21 protein-coding genes, 2 pseudogenes and 1 riboswitch are annotated in these 18,875 nt (G+C 68.5%); of the genes and pseudogenes, 17 read left to right on the forward strand and 6 right to left on the reverse strand.

Going from position 1 to position 18,875, the window contains the following annotated elements; all coding sequences use genetic code 11:
- The first annotated feature begins 48 nt into the window (after positions 1-48).
- The 12 genes from AAW14_RS25110 to AAW14_RS39835 all read left to right on the forward strand — a co-directional run bounded on the left by AAW14_RS25110 (position 49) and on the right by AAW14_RS39835 (position 12,390).
- Positions 49-1,155 carry an LLM class flavin-dependent oxidoreductase gene (locus tag AAW14_RS25110; protein ID WP_265566186.1) on the forward strand — a complete coding sequence of 369 codons (1,107 nt, stop codon included), beginning with the start codon at positions 49-51 and terminating at the stop codon, positions 1,153-1,155.
- Entirely contained in the window at positions 1,152-2,552 is a 1,401-nt protein-coding gene (locus AAW14_RS25115; RefSeq protein ID WP_265566187.1) for an NtaA/DmoA family FMN-dependent monooxygenase, read from the forward strand. Before AAW14_RS25110 ends, AAW14_RS25115 begins: the two co-directional genes overlap by 4 nt.
- Before the next feature lie 104 nt (positions 2,553-2,656).
- Complete coding sequence (locus tag AAW14_RS25120) at positions 2,657-3,580, forward strand: LLM class F420-dependent oxidoreductase (protein WP_265566188.1); 924 nt, start codon at positions 2,657-2,659, stop codon at positions 3,578-3,580.
- Between the two features lie 62 nt (positions 3,581-3,642).
- Entirely contained in the window at positions 3,643-4,467 is an 825-nt protein-coding gene (locus tag AAW14_RS25125; RefSeq protein WP_265566189.1) for a DUF1684 domain-containing protein, read from the forward strand.
- 88 nt (positions 4,468-4,555) lie between these two features.
- A riboswitch (SAM riboswitch) is annotated at positions 4,556-4,669 on the forward strand.
- A gap of 34 nt (positions 4,670-4,703) precedes the next feature.
- Positions 4,704-4,820, forward strand: a complete 117-nt coding sequence (locus AAW14_RS39520; protein WP_023551189.1) for a putative leader peptide — start codon at positions 4,704-4,706, stop codon at positions 4,818-4,820.
- A gap of 202 nt (positions 4,821-5,022) precedes the next feature.
- Positions 5,023-6,639, forward strand: a complete 1,617-nt coding sequence (locus tag AAW14_RS25130; protein ID WP_265566190.1) for an ABC transporter substrate-binding protein — start codon at positions 5,023-5,025, stop codon at positions 6,637-6,639.
- A gap of 3 nt (positions 6,640-6,642) precedes the next feature.
- Positions 6,643-7,602, forward strand: a complete 960-nt coding sequence (locus AAW14_RS25135) for an ABC transporter permease (protein WP_265566191.1) — start codon at positions 6,643-6,645, stop codon at positions 7,600-7,602.
- Complete coding sequence (locus AAW14_RS25140) at positions 7,599-8,522, forward strand: ABC transporter permease (RefSeq protein WP_265566192.1); 924 nt, start codon at positions 7,599-7,601, stop codon at positions 8,520-8,522. The genes AAW14_RS25135 and AAW14_RS25140 overlap by 4 nt, the downstream gene beginning before the upstream one ends.
- The gene (locus AAW14_RS25145; RefSeq protein ID WP_416223364.1) at positions 8,504-10,210 is read left to right on the forward strand and encodes a dipeptide ABC transporter ATP-binding protein; all 1,707 of its coding nucleotides are present in this window, start codon (positions 8,504-8,506) and stop codon (positions 10,208-10,210) included. The genes AAW14_RS25140 and AAW14_RS25145 overlap by 19 nt, the downstream gene beginning before the upstream one ends.
- Positions 10,207-11,256, forward strand: a complete 1,050-nt coding sequence (locus AAW14_RS25150; protein WP_265566194.1) for an LLM class flavin-dependent oxidoreductase — start codon at positions 10,207-10,209, stop codon at positions 11,254-11,256. Before AAW14_RS25145 ends, AAW14_RS25150 begins: the two co-directional genes overlap by 4 nt.
- Positions 11,253-11,417 carry a hypothetical protein gene (locus AAW14_RS25155; RefSeq protein WP_265566195.1) on the forward strand — a complete coding sequence of 55 codons (165 nt, stop codon included), beginning with the start codon at positions 11,253-11,255 and terminating at the stop codon, positions 11,415-11,417. The genes AAW14_RS25150 and AAW14_RS25155 overlap by 4 nt, the downstream gene beginning before the upstream one ends.
- 148 nt (positions 11,418-11,565) lie before the next feature.
- Positions 11,566-12,390, forward strand: coding sequence for an SMI1/KNR4 family protein (locus AAW14_RS39835; protein WP_416223365.1), 825 nt, complete (start codon positions 11,566-11,568; stop codon positions 12,388-12,390).
- 588 nt (positions 12,391-12,978) lie between these two features.
- Here AAW14_RS39835 and AAW14_RS25165 read toward each other — a convergent pair.
- Positions 12,979-13,104, reverse strand: a pseudogene (locus tag AAW14_RS25165) (AAA family ATPase); the annotation flags it as partial.
- Positions 13,105-13,422: 318 nt separating this feature from the next.
- Here AAW14_RS25165 and AAW14_RS25170 point away from each other — a divergent pair.
- Positions 13,423-13,761 (forward strand): hypothetical protein, encoded by a 339-nt coding sequence (locus AAW14_RS25170; protein ID WP_189815827.1) that lies wholly within the window; start codon positions 13,423-13,425, stop codon positions 13,759-13,761.
- Between the two features lie 171 nt (positions 13,762-13,932).
- Here AAW14_RS25170 and AAW14_RS25175 read toward each other — a convergent pair whose 3' ends face one another.
- From AAW14_RS25175 to AAW14_RS25190, 4 genes are read right to left on the reverse strand one after another with little or no spacing between them, the layout of a single operon-like run.
- Entirely contained in the window at positions 13,933-14,112 is a 180-nt protein-coding gene (locus AAW14_RS25175; protein ID WP_322741109.1) for a DUF397 domain-containing protein, read from the reverse strand.
- 17 nt (positions 14,113-14,129) lie between these two features.
- Positions 14,130-14,984, reverse strand: coding sequence for a helix-turn-helix domain-containing protein (locus tag AAW14_RS25180; RefSeq protein ID WP_265566198.1), 855 nt, complete (start codon positions 14,982-14,984; stop codon positions 14,130-14,132).
- A 7-nt stretch (positions 14,985-14,991) separates the two neighbouring features.
- Entirely contained in the window at positions 14,992-15,516 is a 525-nt protein-coding gene (locus AAW14_RS25185) for a DUF6879 family protein (protein ID WP_265566199.1), read from the reverse strand.
- Positions 15,488-15,895: a hypothetical protein gene (locus AAW14_RS25190; RefSeq protein WP_189815830.1), complete on the reverse strand. Its 408-nt coding sequence runs from the start codon at positions 15,893-15,895 to the stop codon at positions 15,488-15,490. The genes AAW14_RS25185 and AAW14_RS25190 overlap by 29 nt, the downstream gene beginning before the upstream one ends.
- A 182-nt stretch (positions 15,896-16,077) precedes the next feature.
- Here AAW14_RS25190 and AAW14_RS25195 point away from each other — a divergent pair, with 182 nt between their 5' ends.
- The 4 genes from AAW14_RS25195 to AAW14_RS25210 all read left to right on the forward strand — a co-directional run bounded on the left by AAW14_RS25195 (position 16,078) and on the right by AAW14_RS25210 (position 17,946).
- Positions 16,078-16,440 carry a hypothetical protein gene (locus AAW14_RS25195; protein ID WP_265566200.1) on the forward strand — a complete coding sequence of 121 codons (363 nt, stop codon included), beginning with the start codon at positions 16,078-16,080 and terminating at the stop codon, positions 16,438-16,440.
- Positions 16,437-16,676 (forward strand): hypothetical protein, encoded by a 240-nt coding sequence (locus tag AAW14_RS25200; RefSeq protein ID WP_265566201.1) that lies wholly within the window; start codon positions 16,437-16,439, stop codon positions 16,674-16,676. Before AAW14_RS25195 ends, AAW14_RS25200 begins: the two co-directional genes overlap by 4 nt.
- A 326-nt stretch (positions 16,677-17,002) precedes the next feature.
- Entirely contained in the window at positions 17,003-17,440 is a 438-nt protein-coding gene (locus tag AAW14_RS25205) for a glycine-rich domain-containing protein (RefSeq protein ID WP_189815833.1), read from the forward strand.
- 269 nt (positions 17,441-17,709) lie between these two features.
- Positions 17,710-17,946 (forward strand): hypothetical protein, encoded by a 237-nt coding sequence (locus AAW14_RS25210; protein ID WP_265566202.1) that lies wholly within the window; start codon positions 17,710-17,712, stop codon positions 17,944-17,946.
- Positions 17,947-18,282: 336 nt separating this feature from the next.
- Here AAW14_RS25210 and AAW14_RS25215 read toward each other — a convergent pair.
- A pseudogene (locus AAW14_RS25215) lies at positions 18,283-18,875 on the reverse strand (hypothetical protein); the annotation flags it as partial.

The raw sequence follows: 18,875 nt of genomic DNA on the forward strand, positions 1-18,875 counted from the left end.
TCGTGGCCCTGTGGCCGCGAGTCCTCGTGTTTCCCGGAAGGAACCCCATTGACAGGCCCCGCCCTGCACCTCGCCGTCGAGATCGACGGCGACGGCGCCCACCCCGCGGCCTGGCGCCGCGCCGCCCACTCCCCCGATCAGCTGCTCACACCGCGCCGCGTGGCCCAGGTCGCCGCCATCGCCGAGAACGCCGGGTTCACCCTGATCACCCTGGATGACGGTGTGCTGCCGCCCGGCGCCTCACCGGATCCGGTGGGCCGTATCGGCGCGGTGGAGCGGGCAGCCTTCGTCGCGGCGTCCACGAGCACCATCGGGATCGCGCCCGTCGTCCCGGTCACGTATGCCGAACCCTTCCATGTCTCCAGCCAGTTGGCGTCCCTGGACCACATCTCCGCCGGTCGCGCCGGATGGGTGGTGACGGAGGAGGAGCGTCCCGAGGCGGCCCGTGTCTGGGGGCGGCCGCTGATCGCCGACGCCGCCGCGCGAGCCCGGGAGTCCCGGGACGGCGTGGAGGTGGCCCGCGCCCTGTGGGACTCGTGGGAGGACGACGCGGTCATCCGGTCCGTGGTCACCAGCCGCTACCTCGACCGCGAGCGGCTGCACTACATCGACTTCACGGGCGAGACGTACGCCGTCAAGGGCCCGGCGATCGTGCCACGCCCGCCTCAGGGGCAGCTTGTCGTCCTGGGCAGGCCGGACCGGGTTCCCGCCGCACAGCTCGACGTCGCTCTCGTCGAGGGCCGCGACCTCGCGTCGGTCGCCACGGCCGCTGCCACCGCCGCTACGCCCCGCGTCTTCGCCGAGGTCGAGGTGGCGCTGGACACACCGGACGCCACGGCCGCCGAGCGCGTCGCCGATCTGGAACGGCACACGTCGTGGACCGACCGGGGATGGCTGCGGCACGTCGGCTCGGCAGGCCAACTGGTCGCGCGATTGGCCGAGTTGAGCCGTCACGTCGACGGCGTACGGCTGCATCCGCTGGTGCTGGACGAGGACCTGCCCGTCCTCTCCCGCGTCGTGCTGCCGGCCCTGTCCGAGCGGCGCCTCGCCGCCCGCCCGCTGCCCGGTACGTCCCTGCGCTCGGCCCTGGGTCTGGAGCGCCCCGCCAATCGCTTCGCCGCCGCTGCCGTGGCCGCCCAGGAGGACGCCCGATGACCCGCACCGATCCCCTCGACGTCCCCCGGCCGCACGCCCAGCTGCACTTCGGGGTGTTCTTCCAGGGCGTCAACCACTGGACCATCTGGTCCGCCCCCGAAAGCGGCTCCCAGATCGACCCCGCCTCCTTCCGCCGGGTCGCGCAGACAGCCGAACGGGGCCTGTTCGACGCATTATTCCTCGGCGAGGGGCTGCGGCTGCGCGAGGTCGACGGCAGGATCCACGATCTCGACGTGGCCGGACGGCCGGACGCCATCACCCAGCTCGCGGCGCTGGCCGCGGTCACCCGCCGGATCGGTCTGGTCTCCACCTCCAACTCCACCTTCAACGAACCCGCCGATCTGGCCCGCCGCCTGTCCGGACTCGATCTGCTCTCCGAAGGCCGCGCCGGCTGGAACGTGGTGACCACGGACAACGCCTGGACCGGCGCCAACTTCCGCCGCGGAGGCTACCTGGACCACGCCGACCGCTACCGCCGCGCCGAGGAGTTCCTCACCGTGGCCCGCGCCATGTGGGACGGCTGGGAAGAAGGAGCAATCGCCGACTCCGCGCTTGCACGGGAATGGTCGGTGCGCGGTGCCGTACGCCGAGTACACCACCGCGGACCGCAGTTCGACATCGACCTCGCCCCCACCCTGCCGCGCAGCGCCCAGGGCCAACCCGTGATCTTCCAGGCCGGGGACTCCGGCGAGGGGCGCGACTTCGCCGCCCGCAACGCCGACGTCATCTTCTCCGCGCACGGCAACGACTTCGACGACGCACTGGCTTTCGCCGACGACATCCGGCGCCGGCTGCGGGCGATCGGCCGGCCCGACGACGACCTGCGGATCCTGCCCGGCACCGAGATCATCCTCGGCGCCACCGAGGAGGATGCCCAGGAGAAGAAGCACTGGATCCGGCTCCAACAGGTCACCCCCGCCACGGCGTTGGGGATCGCCGGGCTGCTGTGGGGCATCGACCTCTCGGACCGCGACGCCGACGGGCCACTGCCGAAAGAGGATCCGGTCGTCACCGAGAACGACGGCTCCTTCGGCGCCCGGCGCATCGCCGACCCGCGCGCGGTCGTGGCCGAATGGCGGGCGAAGGCGGAGGCGCACGGCTGGTCGCTGCGCGAGACCGTCATCGCGCTCGGACCGCAGCGCGGGCACGTCGGCACTCCGTCCGGCCTGGCCGACAAGTTCGCCCACTTCGTGCGGCACGGCGCGATCGACGGCTTCAACGTCACGCCGTTCCTCATCCCCGACGGCCTCGACGACATCGTCGACCTGCTCATCCCGGAACTGCAGGAACGCGGGATCTACCGCACCGAGTACACCGGCACCACCCTGCGCGAGAACCTCGGCCTGCGCGCACCCCTCACGCACCGGTCCGCGCTGGACCGACGGCAGGCGGGCTGAGCATCGGGACGGCCCTTCCACTCACGACTGAGTACACATGACTGACAAGAAGCTGTCACACACGGACCGGAATGCGGGTCCGACCGACGCCCGTTCTGACTGACATGACTGTTGGAGTAGCGCTCAACGCGTCCGACGCGCCGAACCAGGTCGACGCCACCGTACAACTGGCCGAGGAGGCCGCGGCCGCCGGTCTGCGGTCGGCCTGGTTCGGGCAGACCTTCGGCGCGGACTCACCCCAGCTCGCGGCGATCGTCGGGCGGGAAGTGCCCGGACTGCAGGTCGGCACCTCCGCGATCCCCGTCTTCGGCCGCCACCCGCTGCTGGTCTCCAGCCAGGCCCAGACCGCCCAGGCCGCGACCCACGGCCGCTACCACCTCGGCCTGGCCCTGGGCACCAAACTGCTGACGGAGACCGGCTTCGGCCTGCCCTTCGAACGCCCCATCGCCCGCCTGCGTGAATTCCTCACCGCACTACGGCAGTTGACCGAGACCGGCATGGCCGACTTCCACGGTGAGCTGCTCACCGCGACCACCCCGGTCCCGGCGCGGGTACCGGGTGCCGAGAGCGGTGTCCCCCTGCTGGTCGCCGCGATGGGGCCGCAGGCGCTGCGGGTCAGCGGTGAGCTGGCGGACGGGATCCTGCCCTACCTGGCGGGACCACGCGCCCTGGCGGACCACATCGTGCCCGACCTGACCGCAGCCGCCGAGGCCGCCGGTCGTCCCGCGCCCAGGATCGTGGCCCTGGTGCCCGGCGTGGTCACCGACGACGTGGAGGCGGTGCGGGCCAAGGCCACCGAGAACCTCGCGTTCTACGAACAGATCCCGTCCTACGCCCGGGTCATCGAACTCTCCGGCGGCCGGCGGGCCGCCGACCTGGCCGTGATCGGAGACGAGAAGACTGTCGAGGCCGAGGTACGCCGTTACTGCGACGCAGGCGCCACCGAGGTCGTGTTCTCGGGCACCGAGATCGCGGGAGAAGCCGACCGCCGACGCACCTGGCGACTCCTCGGCGAACTGGCCCGCTGAACACGCCGGTCGAACCGACGGCCCGACCGGCCCCCCTGCACCCCCGTGACGAAGGAGAACCCATGACCACCGAGGCCACCGCAACGGACCTCCAGGCCTTCACCGAGAACTGGCTGGAGTGGTACCGCGCCCAAGAGGCCCGGCTCGCCGACCCGCACGGGTTCCTGGCGATCACCGGCCTGCACTGGCTCGACGACCGGCCCCAGCGCTTCCCGGACGCGCCCGGTGCGTGGCGCACCGGCCCCGGCGGGGTCGTCGTAAACCTCGACGACGGCGAGGAACTGGCCGTCGACGGAACGCCGGTCCACGGTGAACACCGCTTCGGCGTGCTCCCCGAACGCGGCGGCGTCGACGCGGTCTGGGGAGACGCCGTCATCGAGGTCGCCAAGCGCGGCGGCAACGACATCGTGCGCCCCCGGCACCCGGACGCGCCGCTGCGCACGGCCTTCACCGGAACGCCCGCCTATGCCCCCGACCCGCGCTGGGCCGTGACGGGCCGCTACATCCCCTTCGACACGCCGCGGCCGACCACCGTGGGTGCCGCGGTCGAGGGCCTTGAGCATGTGTACGACGCTCCGGGCAGGGTCGAGTTCGAGCTGGACGGGCAGCAACTGTCGCTGACCGCGTTCCCCGGCCCTGGTGCGGGCCGGCTGATGGTGCTGTTCACCGACGCGACCTCCGGGGTCACCACCTACGCCGCCAACCGGGCCCTCGCCATGGAGCCGCCCGCCGCCGACGGTACGGTCGTCCTGGACTTCAACCGCGCCGCGAACCTGCCGTGCGCTTACACGGACCTGGCCACCTGCCCGTTGCCCCCGGCCGAGAACCGGCTGCCGGTGGCGATCGAGGCCGGCCAGAAGATCCCCCGCGAGCGCGGCGGTTCCTGAGCCGGACCCGGTGCCGGTCCTACTGCCCCTGCAGGGCGTCGCTTTGCGGCATTGACGTACGACAAGAGGCCTCCGTACGATCACGGACGGCATTGAGTGTCAGCGTCAAGCCCTGGCTCGCTGGCCGGCAACCCTCCCGCGCGGTGGGGTGCTCCAGGTGAAAGCCCGGCGGGATCACCGACGATCTCCGCAAGCGCGTGGCCCCGTGACCGGGGCCGGAAATGTGGAGGACCGGCATGCGGCACGGTGGTGACCTCAGCGCCCGCTTCGCCGGCGCCACCGTGTTCTCCCGGCTCTCGCGTCGGCGCCACATCGACCTCAAGCGCTCGACCAGCTGCCTCTGTCAGGCCTGACGGGCCCTTCCGCCGCCGGTCGTAGTCCGGCACACGCCGGTCGTCACCGCACCCGCCTGCGGCTGACCCCCGCTCCCCCCTGATCCCTGTCTGCACAGCGCTTCCCCGCCACCGGTCTTGTCCGGCCGGGGCCGCACACCCATGCACGGTCGTGCCTTGTACGGCGCCTCCATGCCTGGTGACACGAGTAGGAGAACCCTCCGTGAACGCACTTCCGGCTTTCAGAGCCCCCCGCTGGGCGCCCCTCGCCGCCCTGCTGACCACCAGTGTTCTGCTGACCGCCTGCGGTTCGGGCAACGACTCCAACAGCGGAAGCAGCCGGCCGAAGTCCGGCGGCACCCTGACCTTCGCGGTGGGTTCCGACGCCGGCTGCGTGGATCCACAGCAGGTCGGCAGCAACGAGAGCATCTACTCGGTACGCCAGACCGTGGACTCCCTGACCGACCAGGACCCCAGGACCGGCAAGATCGTGCCGTGGCTCGCCAAGAGCTGGGACATCAACGCCGACGCCACGGAGTTCACCTTCCATCTGCGCTCGGGCGTCACCTTCAGCGACGGCTCCCAGCTGACCGCACAGGTGGTCAAGGACAACTTCGACGCGGTGCCGAAGCTCGGCGCCCTCGGGGTCCTCGCCCAGGGGTATCTCAGCGGCGTCAAGAGCACCACCGTGGTGGACCCGCTCACCGTCAAGGTGACCTTCAGGGAGCCCAACGCCCAGTTCCTCCAGGCGACTTCGACCCACTCGCTGGGCATCGAGTCGTCGGCGAGCGTGAAGAAGATCCCGCAGCAGAAGTGCAGCGACGGTGTCATCGGGTCGGGGCCGTTCGTGCTCAAGCAGTACGTCCAGAACCAGTCGATCACCCTGGCCAAACGCACCGGCTACGACTGGGGCTCCTCGCTGTGGTCCAAGAAGGGCGAGGCCTACCTGGACAAGCTGGTCTTCAAGGTCGTCCCCGAGGCGGGGGTGCGGGTCGGCAGCCTCCAGTCCGGGCAGGTGGACGCGATCAGCAGCGTCGGCAAGGCCAACGAGGCGGCGCTCGGGGGCGGTCAGGTCACCCTGCTGCGCCGGGCCAACCCCGGTGTGGTCTTCGGGCTCGGCGTCAACAACGCGCGGCCTCTGCTGAAGGACGTGAAGGTGCGCCAGGCGATCCTGGCGGCCATCGACCGCAAGCAGATCACCGACACCGTGTTCCCGACCGGGACCCAGCCGGCGACCAGCGTCCTGGCGCAAACCACGCCCGACTACACCGACCTCTCCTCGGACCTCGCCTTCGACGCGGCCAAGGCGAAGTCCCTGCTTGAAGCGGCCGGTTGGAAAGCCGGCAGTGACGGCATACGCGCCAAGGACGGCAAGAAGCTGAGCCTGACCATCAGCTGGTTCCCCAACGCCGCCACCAACCAGCCCGCACTGGAGCTGGTCCAGCAGCAGCTGAAGGCCGTCGGGATCGACGTGGTGCTCAAGCAGGGTCAGGTCAGCCAGTTCGCCTCCACGCTCCAGGGCGGTGACTTCGACCTGGTGTGGAGCAACGTGACCCGCTCCGACCCGGATATCCTGCGTACCTCCTTCTCCAGCCAACTGGCCAACTTCTACCGCCTGCCCGCCACTTCCCTGGACACGGCGCTGTCCGGCCAGGCCGCGACCACGGACACCGCCAAGCGGGAGCAGCTGGTGGACGAGGCGCAGAAGCTGATCGTGCAGAACGCGTACAACGTGCCGGTGGTGGAACTCCAGACCCAGCTGGCCGTGTCGAAGAAGGTGCACAGCCTCGACTTCGACTCGGGCAGCCGCATCCAGTTGCACGACACCTGGATCGGCTAGCGCATGCGCCGCTATGTGATCAAGCGACTGGCGCAGGCGGTCGGGGTGCTGTGGGCGGCGTACACGGTGTCGTTCCTGGTACTGAACTGGCTGCCCGGTGACCCGGTCACCGCGATGGCCAGTGCCGGGATGGACTCGGGGGACGTCGACCCGGCCCGGCTGGCCGCGCTGCGGCACGAGTACGGCTTCGACAAGCCGGTGCTGGTGCAGTACGCCGACTACCTGGGACAAGCGGTGCTCGGGGACTTCGGCGGCTCGGTCGCCACCGGCCGTCCGGTCACCTCGACGCTGGCCGACGCGCTGCCGCAGACCCTCCAACTGACCGGTGCCGCCATCCTGTTGGCGGTGCTGCTCGGCGGTGGTCTGGCGGTGCTGGCGACCTACACCGCTCGGCGCTGGCTGCGGCAGCTTCTGCTGTCGTTGCCGCCGCTGGGGGTGTCCGTCCCGACGTTCTGGGTGGGGCTGCTGCTCGTCGAGATGTTCTCCTTCCGGCTGCACTGGTTCCCCGCGTTCGGCAACGACGGCCTGAAGGGGCTGGTGCTGCCGGCCCTGACGCTGGCGGTCCCGACCGGCGCGCAGATCGCCCAGGTGCTCGCCAAGAGCCTGCTCACCGCACTGGACCAGGCGTATGTGGAGACCGCGCGGGCCAAGGGCGCCGGCCGGTGGCGGGTCCATCTGCGGCACGCCCTGCGCAACGCGTCCCTGCCGGCGCTGACGGTCGTCGGCCTGCTGGTGGGGCAGCTGATCGCCGGTTCGGTGGTCGTCGAGACGGTGTTCTCCCGCGACGGCCTCGGGCGCGTGACCGCGGCTGCCGTCACCGCCCAGGACATCCCGGTGGTCCAGGGGGTGGTGGCCTTCGGGGCGCTGATCTTCGTGACGACGAACCTGGTCATCGACCTGATCTATCCGCTCCTGGATCCGCGGATCGTGGTGGCCTCAGACAGAAGGGCGGCACTCGCATGAGCCAGAGCCTTGTCGACGACCCGGCCGAGGCGGCGCTGGGACTGGCCCGCCCGGTCGAGGCGGGGTCGGGGCCGGAGCCGGGACGCCGCATGGATGTACGGCGGGGGCTGCGCTTCGCGGTGCGCCGCCCGGGTCTGCTGCTGTCGGTCGTCGTCCTCGTGCTGGTGGTGCTGGCCTCGTTCTGGCCCGGCCTGTTCACCTCCCAGGACCCGCTGAAGAGCGTGCCGTCCCAGAACTTCCGCGGCCCGAGCGGCAGTCACTGGTTCGGCACCGACGAACTGGGCCGCGATGTGTTCTCGCGGGTCGTCCATGGCGCCCAGCTGTCCCTGAAGGCCACGCTGATAGCGGTGCTGGTGGCGTTCGTGGTGGGCGGACTGCTCGGGTTGGTCGCCGGGTTCGTGGGCCGCTGGGTGGACGACGTGCTGATGCGCTTCGTCGACGTACTGCTGTCCATCCCCGCGCTGTTCATGTCCCTGGCCCTGGTCACCGCGTTGGGCTACGGCACGGTGAAGGTGGCCGTCGCGGTCGGCATCGCCAGCGTCGCCGCGTTCGCCCGAGTGGCGCGCGCGGAGGTGCTCCGAGTGCGGCAGGCGGTGTTCGTGGAGGCCTCGCGCGCGAGCGGGGCCCGCTGGTACTCGGTGCTCGGCCGACATGTGCTGCCCAATGCGGCGGGCCCGGTGATCGTCCTGGCCACCCTCGACTTCGGCTCCTCCATCCTGGCCGTCTCCGCCCTGAGCTTCCTCGGCTACGGCGCTCCCCCGCCCGCCCCGGAGTGGGGCACGTTGATCTCCGACGGCCGCAACTACCTCGCCAACGCCTGGTGGCTGACAGCACTGCCCGGACTGGCGATCGCCGCTACCGTGCTGGCCACCAACCGCATCGCCCGGGCGCTGGACGGCGAATGGTCCCGGCAGCCATGACCGACGAACGTGAGAACGGTGATGACGTGACCACACCCCTGCTGGAGCTACGCGGCCTGTCGGTGTCGTACCGCACCCGGGGCGGCACGATCCCGGCCGTCCGGGGCGTGGACCTCGACGTGTGGCCGGGCCAGGTGACCGCGGTGGTCGGCGAGTCCGGCTCCGGCAAGAGCACGACCGCACACGCCATCACCCGGCTCCTGCCGACGAATGGCCGTATCGACGCGGGCACGGTCCGCTTCGGCCGGCACGATCTCGTCGCCCTCTCGGAAGCCGAACTGCGCACCGTACGCGGAGCACGGATCGGACTGGTCCCCCAGGACCCGACCGTCTCCCTCAACCCGGTCAAGCGGATCGGCGACCAGGTCGCCGAGGTGCTGCGCATCCACGGTCTGGCGACCCGCCGATCGGCTCCCGCCAAGGCGGTCGCCGTCCTGGACCGGGCCGGACTGCCAGACGCGGCCCTCCGGGCCCGGCAGTATCCGCACGAACTGTCCGGCGGCATGCGGCAACGCGCTCTGATCGCCATCGCCATCGCCGCGCAGCCCGAACTGATCATCGCCGACGAGCCCACCAGCGCGCTCGACGTCACCGTGCAACGGGTCATCCTCGACCATCTCCAGCGCCTCACCGAGGAGTCGGGCACCGCGGTCCTGCTCGTGACCCACGACCTCGGGGTCGCCGCCGACCGGGCACAGCGGCTGGTGGTGATGTCCCAGGGCAAGGTCGTGGAAGCGGGCCCCACCCGTGACATCCTGGCCGACCCGCAGGACGACTACACCCGGCACCTGCTGGCCAGTGCGCCGAGCCTCACCACCACCCGGCCCCGTACGCCGGTCTCCATCCCCGAGGCGCAGACGGCACCCCTGGTGGAAGTGCGCAACCTGGTCAAGGAGTTCAGGCTGCCCCGCACGGAGGACGGGCCCCGCACCCTGCGTGCCGTCGACGACGTCAGCCTCACCCTCCACCGGGGCCAGACCCTCGCCCTGGTCGGCGAGTCGGGCTCGGGCAAGTCCACCACCGCCCGCCTGGTGCTCCGCCTCGCCGACGCGACCGCGGGGCAGATCCTCTTCGACGGCACCGACGTCACCACCGCGCGTGGCGCCCAGACCCGGCAGCTGCGCCGCCGCGCCCAACTCGTCTACCAGAACCCGTACGCCTCGCTCGACCCGCGCTACTCCATCGGCGAGGTGATCACCGAGCCGCTGCGCGCCTTCAAGGTCGGCGACCGCGCTTCCCGGCTCGCCCGGGCCCGCGAACTGCTCGACCGGGTGGCGCTTCCCTCCGCCACACTGGAGCGCCGGCCGGCGGAGCTGTCCGGCGGACAGCGGCAGCGCGTGGCGATCGCCCGCGCCCTCGCCCTCTCCCCCGACCTGGTGGTCTGCGACGAGCCGGTCTCCGCCCTCGACGTGTCCGTGCAGGCCCAAGTCTTGGACTTGCTCGCCGAGTTGCAGGCCGACACGGGGGTGACCTACCTCTTCATATCGCACGACCTGGCCGTCGTACGGCAGATCGCGCACCAGGTCGCCGTGATGCGGACCGGCCGCGTCGTCGAGACAGGCCCGCCGGAGGAACTGTTCACCCGCCCTCGCCACGAGTACACCCGCGAACTGCTCGCGGCGATCCCCGGCGGCCGTGTCCCCTCCCCCGCCCCCGAGACCACCACGAGCCGAGGAGCAGCGTCATGAGCACTCCCACCATCACCTCGTTGGCCTTCCTCACTCCGGGCAATTTCGCCGACGACGACCCCTATACGGGCCTGGAGGAGACCCTCCAGCTGTTCGAATACGGCGAACGGCTCGGCTACGACGGGGCCTGGATTCGCCAGCGCCACCTCGAGCACGGCGTCGGTTCCGCCGCGGTGTTCCTCGCCGCGGCCGGCCAGCGCACCGAGCGGGTCGAGCTGGGGACCGCAGTCATCCCCATCGGGTACGAGAGCCCGTTCCGCCTGGCCGAGGACCTCGCGCTGGCCGACGTACTGTCCCGCGGCCGCCTCCAGGTCGGCTTCAGCACCGGCATGCCTCACGCCGAACTGCTCGGCGACCTGGTGTACGACGGCGACTGGCGCAGCTTCGACCTGTCTTACGGCAGGATCACCCGCCTGGTCGACACCCTGCGCGGCGAGTACCTCGGCGGCCCGGACACGGTCATCCAGTCGCCGGGCAACACCCAGCGGCCGCGGCTGCAACCGCACAACCCCGGCCTGGTGCACCGGATCTGGTACGGCGGAGGCAGCCTGCGCTCGGCGCGCTGGGCCGCCGAGAACGGCCTGAACCTGCTGTCCGGGAACATCGTCAGCAGTGAGGACACCACCGACTTCACCACGGCCCAGCTGAACCTGCTCGCCGAGTACCGGCGGGCCCTGGGCGGCGTCCGGTCGGCACCACGGGTGGCCCTGGGGCGGGTGATCGTGCCGTACGACAGCGCCGACGCGGCCACCCGGGCCCGCTACCGGGAGTACGCGGCGAGCCGGCACGAGCGCACCCTGGCACCGCGGGCCTTCGGCCCCAAGCAGATCCTCTTCGCCCCGGACGTGGTGGGCACCGCCGAGCAGATCCTCGAGCAACTGGCCGCCGATCCCGTCCTCGCGCAGGTGTCGGAGCTGCGCCTGGAGTTGCCGTACGAGTTCCATCGCGAGGAGTACGAACAGATCCTGCACGACGTACGGCACCTGATCGCCCGCGAGCTGGGCTGGCGCCCCGCTTCCCCGGCGTTTCAGGAGACGGGCCGGTGAGTCCTGTTCCGGAGCCCCCGGGCCGACTGGAGATGCACTCCCGCGAGCCGTTCGCCAAGGCCCACCGCTTCCACGGCGCCGGGGCGTACGAGACGCTCACCACCACCGCCCACTACGCCGTGGACCCGACGGCGCCAAAACTGGTAATGCCAGCCGGCTGAGCCGCCACAACCGGTCACGGCGTCTACTCGGCAGGACGGGTCCGCCGTCAACCGCAGCCCGACACCATCCGCGGCGGTCGTAGAAGCGCAGCGCCCGGCCCGGGGCATGCCATACCTCGACAGCCATGGCGTCAGCGGCCTGCCACTCATGCACGACGACATCGCCGGCAACGCACTTCGAAGTCGTGAACAGCCCTCACCCCTCCCCCTCCGGCATGAGGTCCGGGCAGGGGCGAGCCCACCCGTTCGCGGCCGGGGACACCCCACCGACTTGGCGGGACGCGACCATCGACCTCAGCAGCCCAGAGACGAGCAGGTATCGGCGGTCACACAGGGAGAGCCCACCGCCGTAGACTTCTTCCCGACCGGGAGCAGGGGCTCCAGCTTCGCCCACTGCGCATTCGTCAGATCGTGCCTCCCCATAAAGTGGATCTTGACACATCAAGATCCACTTCTGAAACACGCCCTAGAAGGCTCACCGCGCTCCGCGTTCCCCCCGGAATGGCGCAAGCCGGCGCTCGGCCATGAGGCCGTCGCAGCGTGGGAGGCGGAGAACGGGGTGGGCCTTCCTGAGCCGTACAGAACCTTCGTCGCGGAGATCAGCAACGGGTCGAGCCTCGGCCCTGCAGGCGACGGTGGTCTACAGCCGCTTGGCTGGCTGCCCGGCACCTGGCCTGACCTCGGCCCACGGCAGCCAGGAAGGCCGTTAGCCTTGCAGGCGGCCTGGCACTGGGAGGACGACGAGGAGGCCACCCCCGAGGACCCGCGGATCGAAGCCGCGTTCAACAACGGATTTCTTGTTCTCGGCTCCGAGGACGGACAGTGCTTCTGGCTCCTCCTCACCGCGGGCCCCCGCTGCGGCGAGGTCTGGATGGTCTCCGACGTCGGTGCCATCGCTGCACCTGGTGACGAGGCATGGGGCTTCGAGGAGTGGGTGCGGCGCTGGCACACCGGCGACGACTGGTGGGCCTGAATGATCTGGAACGTGTTCGTTGGCCCCGTTCGGCCGCGGGTTCTGGCCCCAGGGGGGCGATCTTGGCGGGAGGTTGTGACCGGGGGAATTGGCCCCACTGATATGCCGACGCATGGCAGACTGCAGGCATGACGATCTCAAGGGGCAATGCCGCGTAGGCCGCCCAGCACTGTGCGCGCTCGACGGCGCCGTGTCGGTGAACGGCGGGCCGAGCAGGTTGACGGTCTCGGCCGCAGTTCGCAGGCGGCGGTGACTCGGCTGGAGGCCGAGCGTCTCTGGCCTGGAGCTGTTTTCGATGCGATCGTGGCACTTGGCCGATTCCTCAAGGGCCCGGAGAGAGTGTTGTATGTCCCGTGGGCGGACTGCCCGTGCTGCGACGTGGTCTCTGCCCGTGACACGCTCCAGGAAGCCTTGATCGGGTTGCCGCCGCGGGCCCAAGCTGATCTGCGAGTCATTGTCGAACGGCTGGATGGCGAACTGCTGCGCCGGACTCTGGCGGACCCGCTGTCGCCAGCGGGTCCTTGGTGGCATCGGCGCCTGCGCGAGCGGTGACGCGGTGCGGGGCAGCTGGGAGGATCAGGCCGTTCGCTAGTGCTCGGCGCGTGCCCGGGTGGTGGCGAGACGGTAGGAGTCCGTGCCGATCTCGATGATGTTGCCCCCGAAGGTGAGCCGGTCGGCGATGGCCGCGCAGAGCCGGGGGTCGGTGAACGTCCTGGGGCCACTTCTGACGAACACGAACTTCCCGACCCGGCAGCTGGGGCCAAGAGGCTCGGACAGCTGGGGCCGAAGAACTGGATAGCGAGTGTCCGAGGGGGGACTTGAACTCTCCACTCGGGCACCAGCCCATTAGCTAGCTGACCTGCGGGAACACGCCCCACGAGCCGCCTTCGAGGCTGTGGAGGTTGGTCATGCTCACCTGCCGTTTCTGCCTGTTCCTGGCCGCTGTTGGTCATGCGTTGGTCACGTGGCCAACCCGCTCTGAGCAGCGGAAAGCCCCGCCGTGCGCCACAGTCCCACACGTAGTCTTGCGCCATGAGTGGACAGACGATTGATGACTACGCGATCTACTTCCAGGTCGTACCGCGAAGCCACGTTGGTGCTCTTGACTCACCGGGCGGCCAGTTCGTTGGCGGCACCTTGGAGCAGGCACGGGCATTCGCAACCCTCGCACTATCGTGGCCGGGTGTCGGCACGGCACTCATCGAGCCGTGGACTATCAAGGGCAACCGACACTTCTTGAGCGAGCGCCATGACGCGGACGGCGCGGTCAGCCACTATGCCAGCCGTGAGGACGGCGGAAGCGGGGAGTGGAGGCCGGGACCGCTGCCCTCCACGGTCCTTGATCGTCTCGGGGATACTGCCCGGCTTTGAAACTTCCCGTCCTCCCTGGCCGGGGGCGCATGAAAACTCCCGCCCTGCGCCAGGGGGCTGTAGGCCCCCGCTCCGGGGGACCGCTTCGAGAGTTTCGGCAGAGACCAGTAGCTCAGGTGATCCGGCCCCCTCCCTGCACGGGGGCCGGATCCCACAGGTGATGATGTAGTGCTACTGAGAGACCTCCTTCGCAGCCTCGATGAACCGGCTCCAGGAAGCCGGATTGAGACTCAGGTGACCAAATTCCCGATGCTTGGTGTCTCGCACCATGACCCGAGAGGGGTCGTTGTCTGCGACTTCGACGCAGCTATCGGATTTCGTGTAGGAACTCGTGCGCCAATTCGGGTTCACGGCCAAGGTCCCGCCTCCTAATCGGTCGGCATCCTGTCGTAGTGATGGATTGCAGCGAAAATGAGGTCTCGTACAGCGGCTCCGTAGACCGCTGACTGTTTCAACAGGGCGAACGCTTTAGTGTACAGCTCGATTTCGCGTGGCTGCGTGACGGAAAACTCTGCCGAGAAGGTCTCAACTAGGACGAGTTTGTCATCGAACATCGAGAATGAGTTACCAGGCCAGATACGCAGGGGTGCAGACTTAGGGACGATGCCCAGGCTCAGCCTGGCCAGCCCCATGACCGACAACAAGCGGTCCAGTTGCCCCTTCATCACCTCCTTTCCTCCAAAGTTGCTGTACAGCGCCTGCTCGCCGAGCAAGACGTTAAAGATTCGATCTCCTCGGTACAGGTACTGCTGACGTTCAAGCCGCTTAGCCGTGGCGGCTTCGGTGTCGTCAGGAATCTCGTAATAGTTGACGACCTGCTTGAAGGTCTCTGCGGCGTACTCGGACGTTTGGAGCGTCCCCCATACGAGCGTCGGATGCCAGATTCGAAATACCTTAGTTTTTGAGTAGACCGGTATCGCGGCCTGCTGTCTCTTCTCTGCCCCAGTCGCCAACTGCCGGCGCCACTCAAGCCAGAGCTCGTCAATGTGCCGGACCGTGGCAATCAAGTCTTCGATCTGCTCGGATCTGTTGGTCGTTGTGCACCAGACGCGGATGTCGTCCTCGCTGGCATTCTGCTTCCCGTTCTCGATCCGAGAGACCTTGGACTCCTGCCATCCTGTGGCCAGCGCGAATGCCCGGCCGCTCGCGAAGCCCGCATCCTTGCGGAACCCGCGAAGCCGGGCACCCAACGCCTCTCGTGCTTCTTGTGCTTGGTTGCTCACCGATGGGTCAGGGCTTGTACTCGGCGTGAGGGATGGCGACGGCCCAGAGCAGGTCTCGCAGCCGGATGCACTCGGCCACGGTGTGAGGGTCTTCCACGATCTCTGACCCGAGAACTCGGCCTTCACGATCGAAGTGCCCCACGGCAAGAAGGCGGTCGTCGTACAGCCACCAGTCGTTCCCTCCCACGGGGAAGGCAACCCCTTCCGGCAGCCGGTGCCTCGGAAGCCATCGGATGTCCTCGCCGATCTCGATGTTGAGGTGCGTGAGCGAGTGCTCCCAAGTGACGTACTGGCTGTGGGGCTCGGTGACCACGCGAACGCGACGGACCGTCTTGCCCTCACCCGTGACGCGCTTCATCAGCGTCGTCCAGTCATCGAGCCACGAGTAGTCGTCGGGTTCGCCACGCTTCCATCGGGCGTACGGCGTGTCCTCGATGGGAGACCCGTAGTCGTCTCGCAGCTCCAGATGGAAGGCATCACGCTCGAACTGGTTGAACAGCTCGTCACGCTGTGCGGGGCTGATCAGGTCCACTGTCTTCCTCCAGCAGGGCCGTGATCGAGGACTTGGGGACCTCGATGCAGGTCTCATAGTCGGGCATGCGCATCTGGCTCAGGGCTTCAGCGTCGTGCATTTCCGGGCCTTGAAGGACGCAGGTCCCCTGTTCAGTGACGATCTTGATCGGGTCGTTGTACTTCTTGATCTCGCCAGTGGGGAGCCCGTCCTTGGTCAGGTGCTCGAACAGCTCAGTCGGCACCTCGATGACGGTCTGACCGTCCGGCACATCGAGACGCATGAGGAGTTCGTTCGCATACACCTTCCAACCTTGGATGACGTAGGTGTCCTGGTCGCTGGCGTACAGGGTGGGGCTGTCTCCCGGGGTGGAGTTCTTCCCAAGGAACCGTAGCTGCATGGTTGCTCTCCCGTCCGCTTCCTTGCACCGGATTGCGCGACAAGACGATGGTCGCGAGGTCGTTCGAGCCCGTCAATCGGTTTGCTGCAAACTGGCGCAATCTCCTTGGGACTTGGGCGACAGCGCCTCTACGTTCGTCTTCGGACCCAGCCTGCTGAGGCAGCACCGAGGGGAGAATCGTGGTGGCCAGCGTGATCCGAGAGCCTGAGACGACCAGAGAACACCTCGAAGTTGACTGGTTCAGGGACACCATCACCGTGATTCAGCTCATGGACCTCTCCCGGTCGACCCGAGCGGACATCGACGCCAGGACGGCCGAGTGCATCAGGCACCTGGAAGAACTGTTGGTCGTAGACCTGGGCGCGGACCAGGACGACGAGGTGATGGAGCTGTTCCGCCGGGCGTACAGGCACCTCGACTTGTCCAGCCGTCCGACGCCGGCCACCCCCGCCTACGACGCATTTGCCTATATGCGAGACATGGCGACTGTCACCTTCGAACTGCTGAAGGTCTACGTGACGAAGAACGAGGGCCAGGACCAGTGAGCGCCAAAGCCGTACTCCGCTTCGTGAAGTACAAGATCACCCGAGACCCCGACCGAGAGAGGACCTGGCGGGCCCGCTGCGTCTCGGGGGACGAAGAGGAGTGTGGAGCCGAGTCCATGGTGTTCGGCGGCGACGAGGACCCTATCGACTGGATGGCCGAGCACGCCAAGGAAACGGGCCACACACGCTTCGAGCGCACCTACAAGGATTACGCCCTGGTGGAGAAGGTGGAGTAGTGGCAAGCCGACCGAGCAGGCCGATGAGTTGGGGCTGGTGCGTCCACGGCCGGCACTGGGCGATGGTCGTTTTCATAGGCCCGGTCGAGTCGGACGGCATGCAAGCCCCCGTACACGCCTGTGAAGGCTGCTGCGCATACATGCGGAACTTCGTCCGCAACTACAACAGGCATCGAGACAGGCAACCGGCCTAAAAGCTCCCGCCCATCTGCCTCCCCCGACGGATGGGCGGGGTTCAACGCCCACCCCCGGCCTGGGACGTCACGGTCGGGGCCGGGGGTGGGTCAGCAAGTGCACATCAGATCAGAGGAAGAAGGGACTTCCGAATGACTGTGGCACCCGAAAGGCCCGTCTCCCTGCTCCAGGGCAGGGACCTGGTGTCGCCCGAGCTGTTCGCGCGCCTGGTGGACTTCTGCGCCGAGGAGTACGGACACGAACGGTCGATGGCCGACCGCATCATGAACGAGGCCCTGGCGTTCATCGACGTCATGGGCAAGACCGGTGAGGGCATGTCCCCCTCTCAGATCGTTGACCCCGGCTGGCACACCTTCATGCTCCACACCGAGGAGTACGCCGCCTTCTGCACGGAGCAGTACGGCCGGTTCATCCACCACGCCCCGAAGAGCCGCTACCGGGACAAGGCAACGATGGTCGACGTCGTGGCCAAGATCCGCGCCCACGGCTACGAGGTGGACGAGTCCCTGTGGGGCACCAAGGCCGACTGCAACGAACCGACGTGCTGCGGCGACGGCCCGTGCTGCTGAGGCCGGCCGCTGTCAGTGCCAGCCGCTAGAGTCCGGCCCTCACGATCCGGAACTCTAGGTATAAAAGGGGAATTTTCATGGCAACTGCCGAAGGAGCGAAGGGTCGGGGCCGTTTCACGGCCTTCTCCATGTTCGGACCCGTCTTCGGCCACGCGAGCACTCTTGTAGATGACCAACAGGTTGCCTCCGTCGGTCCTCTGACCCCCGGAATCGAGTGGCGCCTGCTCTGGCGAGTGGCAGAGAGGTGCTGTCGGGCGGGAGAAGGGGAAGTGGCACACGCCCGGTGGATCATCACCCAGGCGAACCGCGCGTTCATCTGCGGCAGTGACGTCGTCGTGAAGCTCTCCGACTCCGATTGGGAGATGGAGCCTGGTGGTCGACTCGTGGAACTCGGCGCCCCCTGGTGCAACCAGGACGTTTTGGTCACCGGCAACCTCACAGTGCCGGACCTCACCGCCGAGCAGATCGCCCCGAAGTTCACCTACTACCCGCACTACGCGGGATGACGCCCCGACCACTCTCGCTCTCGCAAAGGTCAAGTGGCCGAGGCGCCTGGCTCCCCACCACCATCAGATGAAGGGAACTCACCTATGAGGGTAGACCTTCCGGCGACAACACCGGGGCCTGATCCGCCGGGCGGTCCTCCACCGGCCCGGCCGCAAGGTACCCAGCACAAGCCCCGCTGAGCCGCCCTCTGGGCATCAGCCTCGGAAGGAGTGAATTAGGCTCCATGACTGCCAATGGGACGCCGCCGTGTCCCGGAGGCCAGAAACCCCCCGCAGTTCGGATGCGGGGGGTTTCTCCATTGTGACGCCTGCCAGAAGTCAGGAACGCTTTGCTGGCTAGAGCAGTGCGCGGAACGGGTTCTCTTCGAGCGGTTTGGGCCGCTCGGTCACGGAAACCGGCGTGCGAACCAACCTCTTCGGTTCTGGCGCTGGCTCCGGGGCCTGCGTCGGTTCCGGACGATAGGCGTCCAGACGGACAACCCTTGCGCGGTTCTGTTCACGCTCCGCGCTGGCCGGCTGCGGCTCAGCGTGACGGGAAGTGTCCCGGTTCCTGTTGCTGTCCGTGCTGGCCGGCTGTGCCGCAGAGTCACCGGAACTGTCACCGCGGATTGAGAAAACGGTGGCCGGTCGGCCCGTCTTCCCCGACCGCTCCACAGTCACGACGATTCCCGGCAGGGCGCGAACCTCAGCGGCCGTCGCCCCGACGAACGGGAGAACCTGAGAGGACATGGCCCGACCGCCGTGCATCTCGATCCGGGCCCGGACCTTGTCAGCGAGACTGAGTGGCTGTCGCTTCACCTTCGGAGAGGTAGCCCTCCCGGTGATGCGTACGGCGTCCTGCACCGACCGCCGAACCAGAGTGAACGCGGCAGACAGCATCTCTCCCTTAGAGGTCATCTCATTTGGGCTGTTCGATAAACTCCAGGTGT

It is taken from the genome of Streptomyces hygroscopicus (assembly GCF_026168105.1).
GTDB classification, from domain to species: Bacteria; Actinomycetota; Actinomycetes; order Streptomycetales; family Streptomycetaceae; genus Streptomyces; species Streptomyces hygroscopicus_D.

Excerpts from the sequence above, each read along its gene's own strand:
- AAW14_RS25115 (WP_265566187.1), top strand. The coding sequence starts at position 1,152 with ATGACCCGCACCGATCCCCTCGACGTCCCCCGGCCGCACGCCCAGCTG.
- AAW14_RS25120 (WP_265566188.1), top strand. The coding sequence starts at position 2,657 with ATGACTGTTGGAGTAGCGCTCAACGCGTCCGACGCGCCGAACCAGGTC.
- AAW14_RS25125 (WP_265566189.1), top strand. The coding sequence starts at position 3,643 with ATGACCACCGAGGCCACCGCAACGGACCTCCAGGCCTTCACCGAGAAC.
- AAW14_RS39520 (WP_023551189.1), top strand. The coding sequence starts at position 4,704 with ATGCGGCACGGTGGTGACCTCAGCGCCCGCTTCGCCGGCGCCACCGTG.
- AAW14_RS25135 (WP_265566191.1), top strand. The coding sequence starts at position 6,643 with ATGCGCCGCTATGTGATCAAGCGACTGGCGCAGGCGGTCGGGGTGCTG.
- AAW14_RS25140 (WP_265566192.1), top strand. The coding sequence starts at position 7,599 with ATGAGCCAGAGCCTTGTCGACGACCCGGCCGAGGCGGCGCTGGGACTG.
- AAW14_RS25145 (WP_416223364.1), top strand. The coding sequence starts at position 8,504 with ATGGTCCCGGCAGCCATGACCGACGAACGTGAGAACGGTGATGACGTG.
- AAW14_RS25150 (WP_265566194.1), top strand. The coding sequence starts at position 10,207 with ATGAGCACTCCCACCATCACCTCGTTGGCCTTCCTCACTCCGGGCAAT.
- AAW14_RS39835 (WP_416223365.1), top strand. The coding sequence starts at position 11,566 with ATGCACGACGACATCGCCGGCAACGCACTTCGAAGTCGTGAACAGCCC.
- AAW14_RS25170 (WP_189815827.1), top strand. The coding sequence starts at position 13,423 with ATGAGTGGACAGACGATTGATGACTACGCGATCTACTTCCAGGTCGTA.
- AAW14_RS25190 (WP_189815830.1), bottom strand. The coding sequence starts at position 15,895 with ATGCAGCTACGGTTCCTTGGGAAGAACTCCACCCCGGGAGACAGCCCC.
- AAW14_RS25205 (WP_189815833.1), top strand. The coding sequence starts at position 17,003 with ATGACTGTGGCACCCGAAAGGCCCGTCTCCCTGCTCCAGGGCAGGGAC.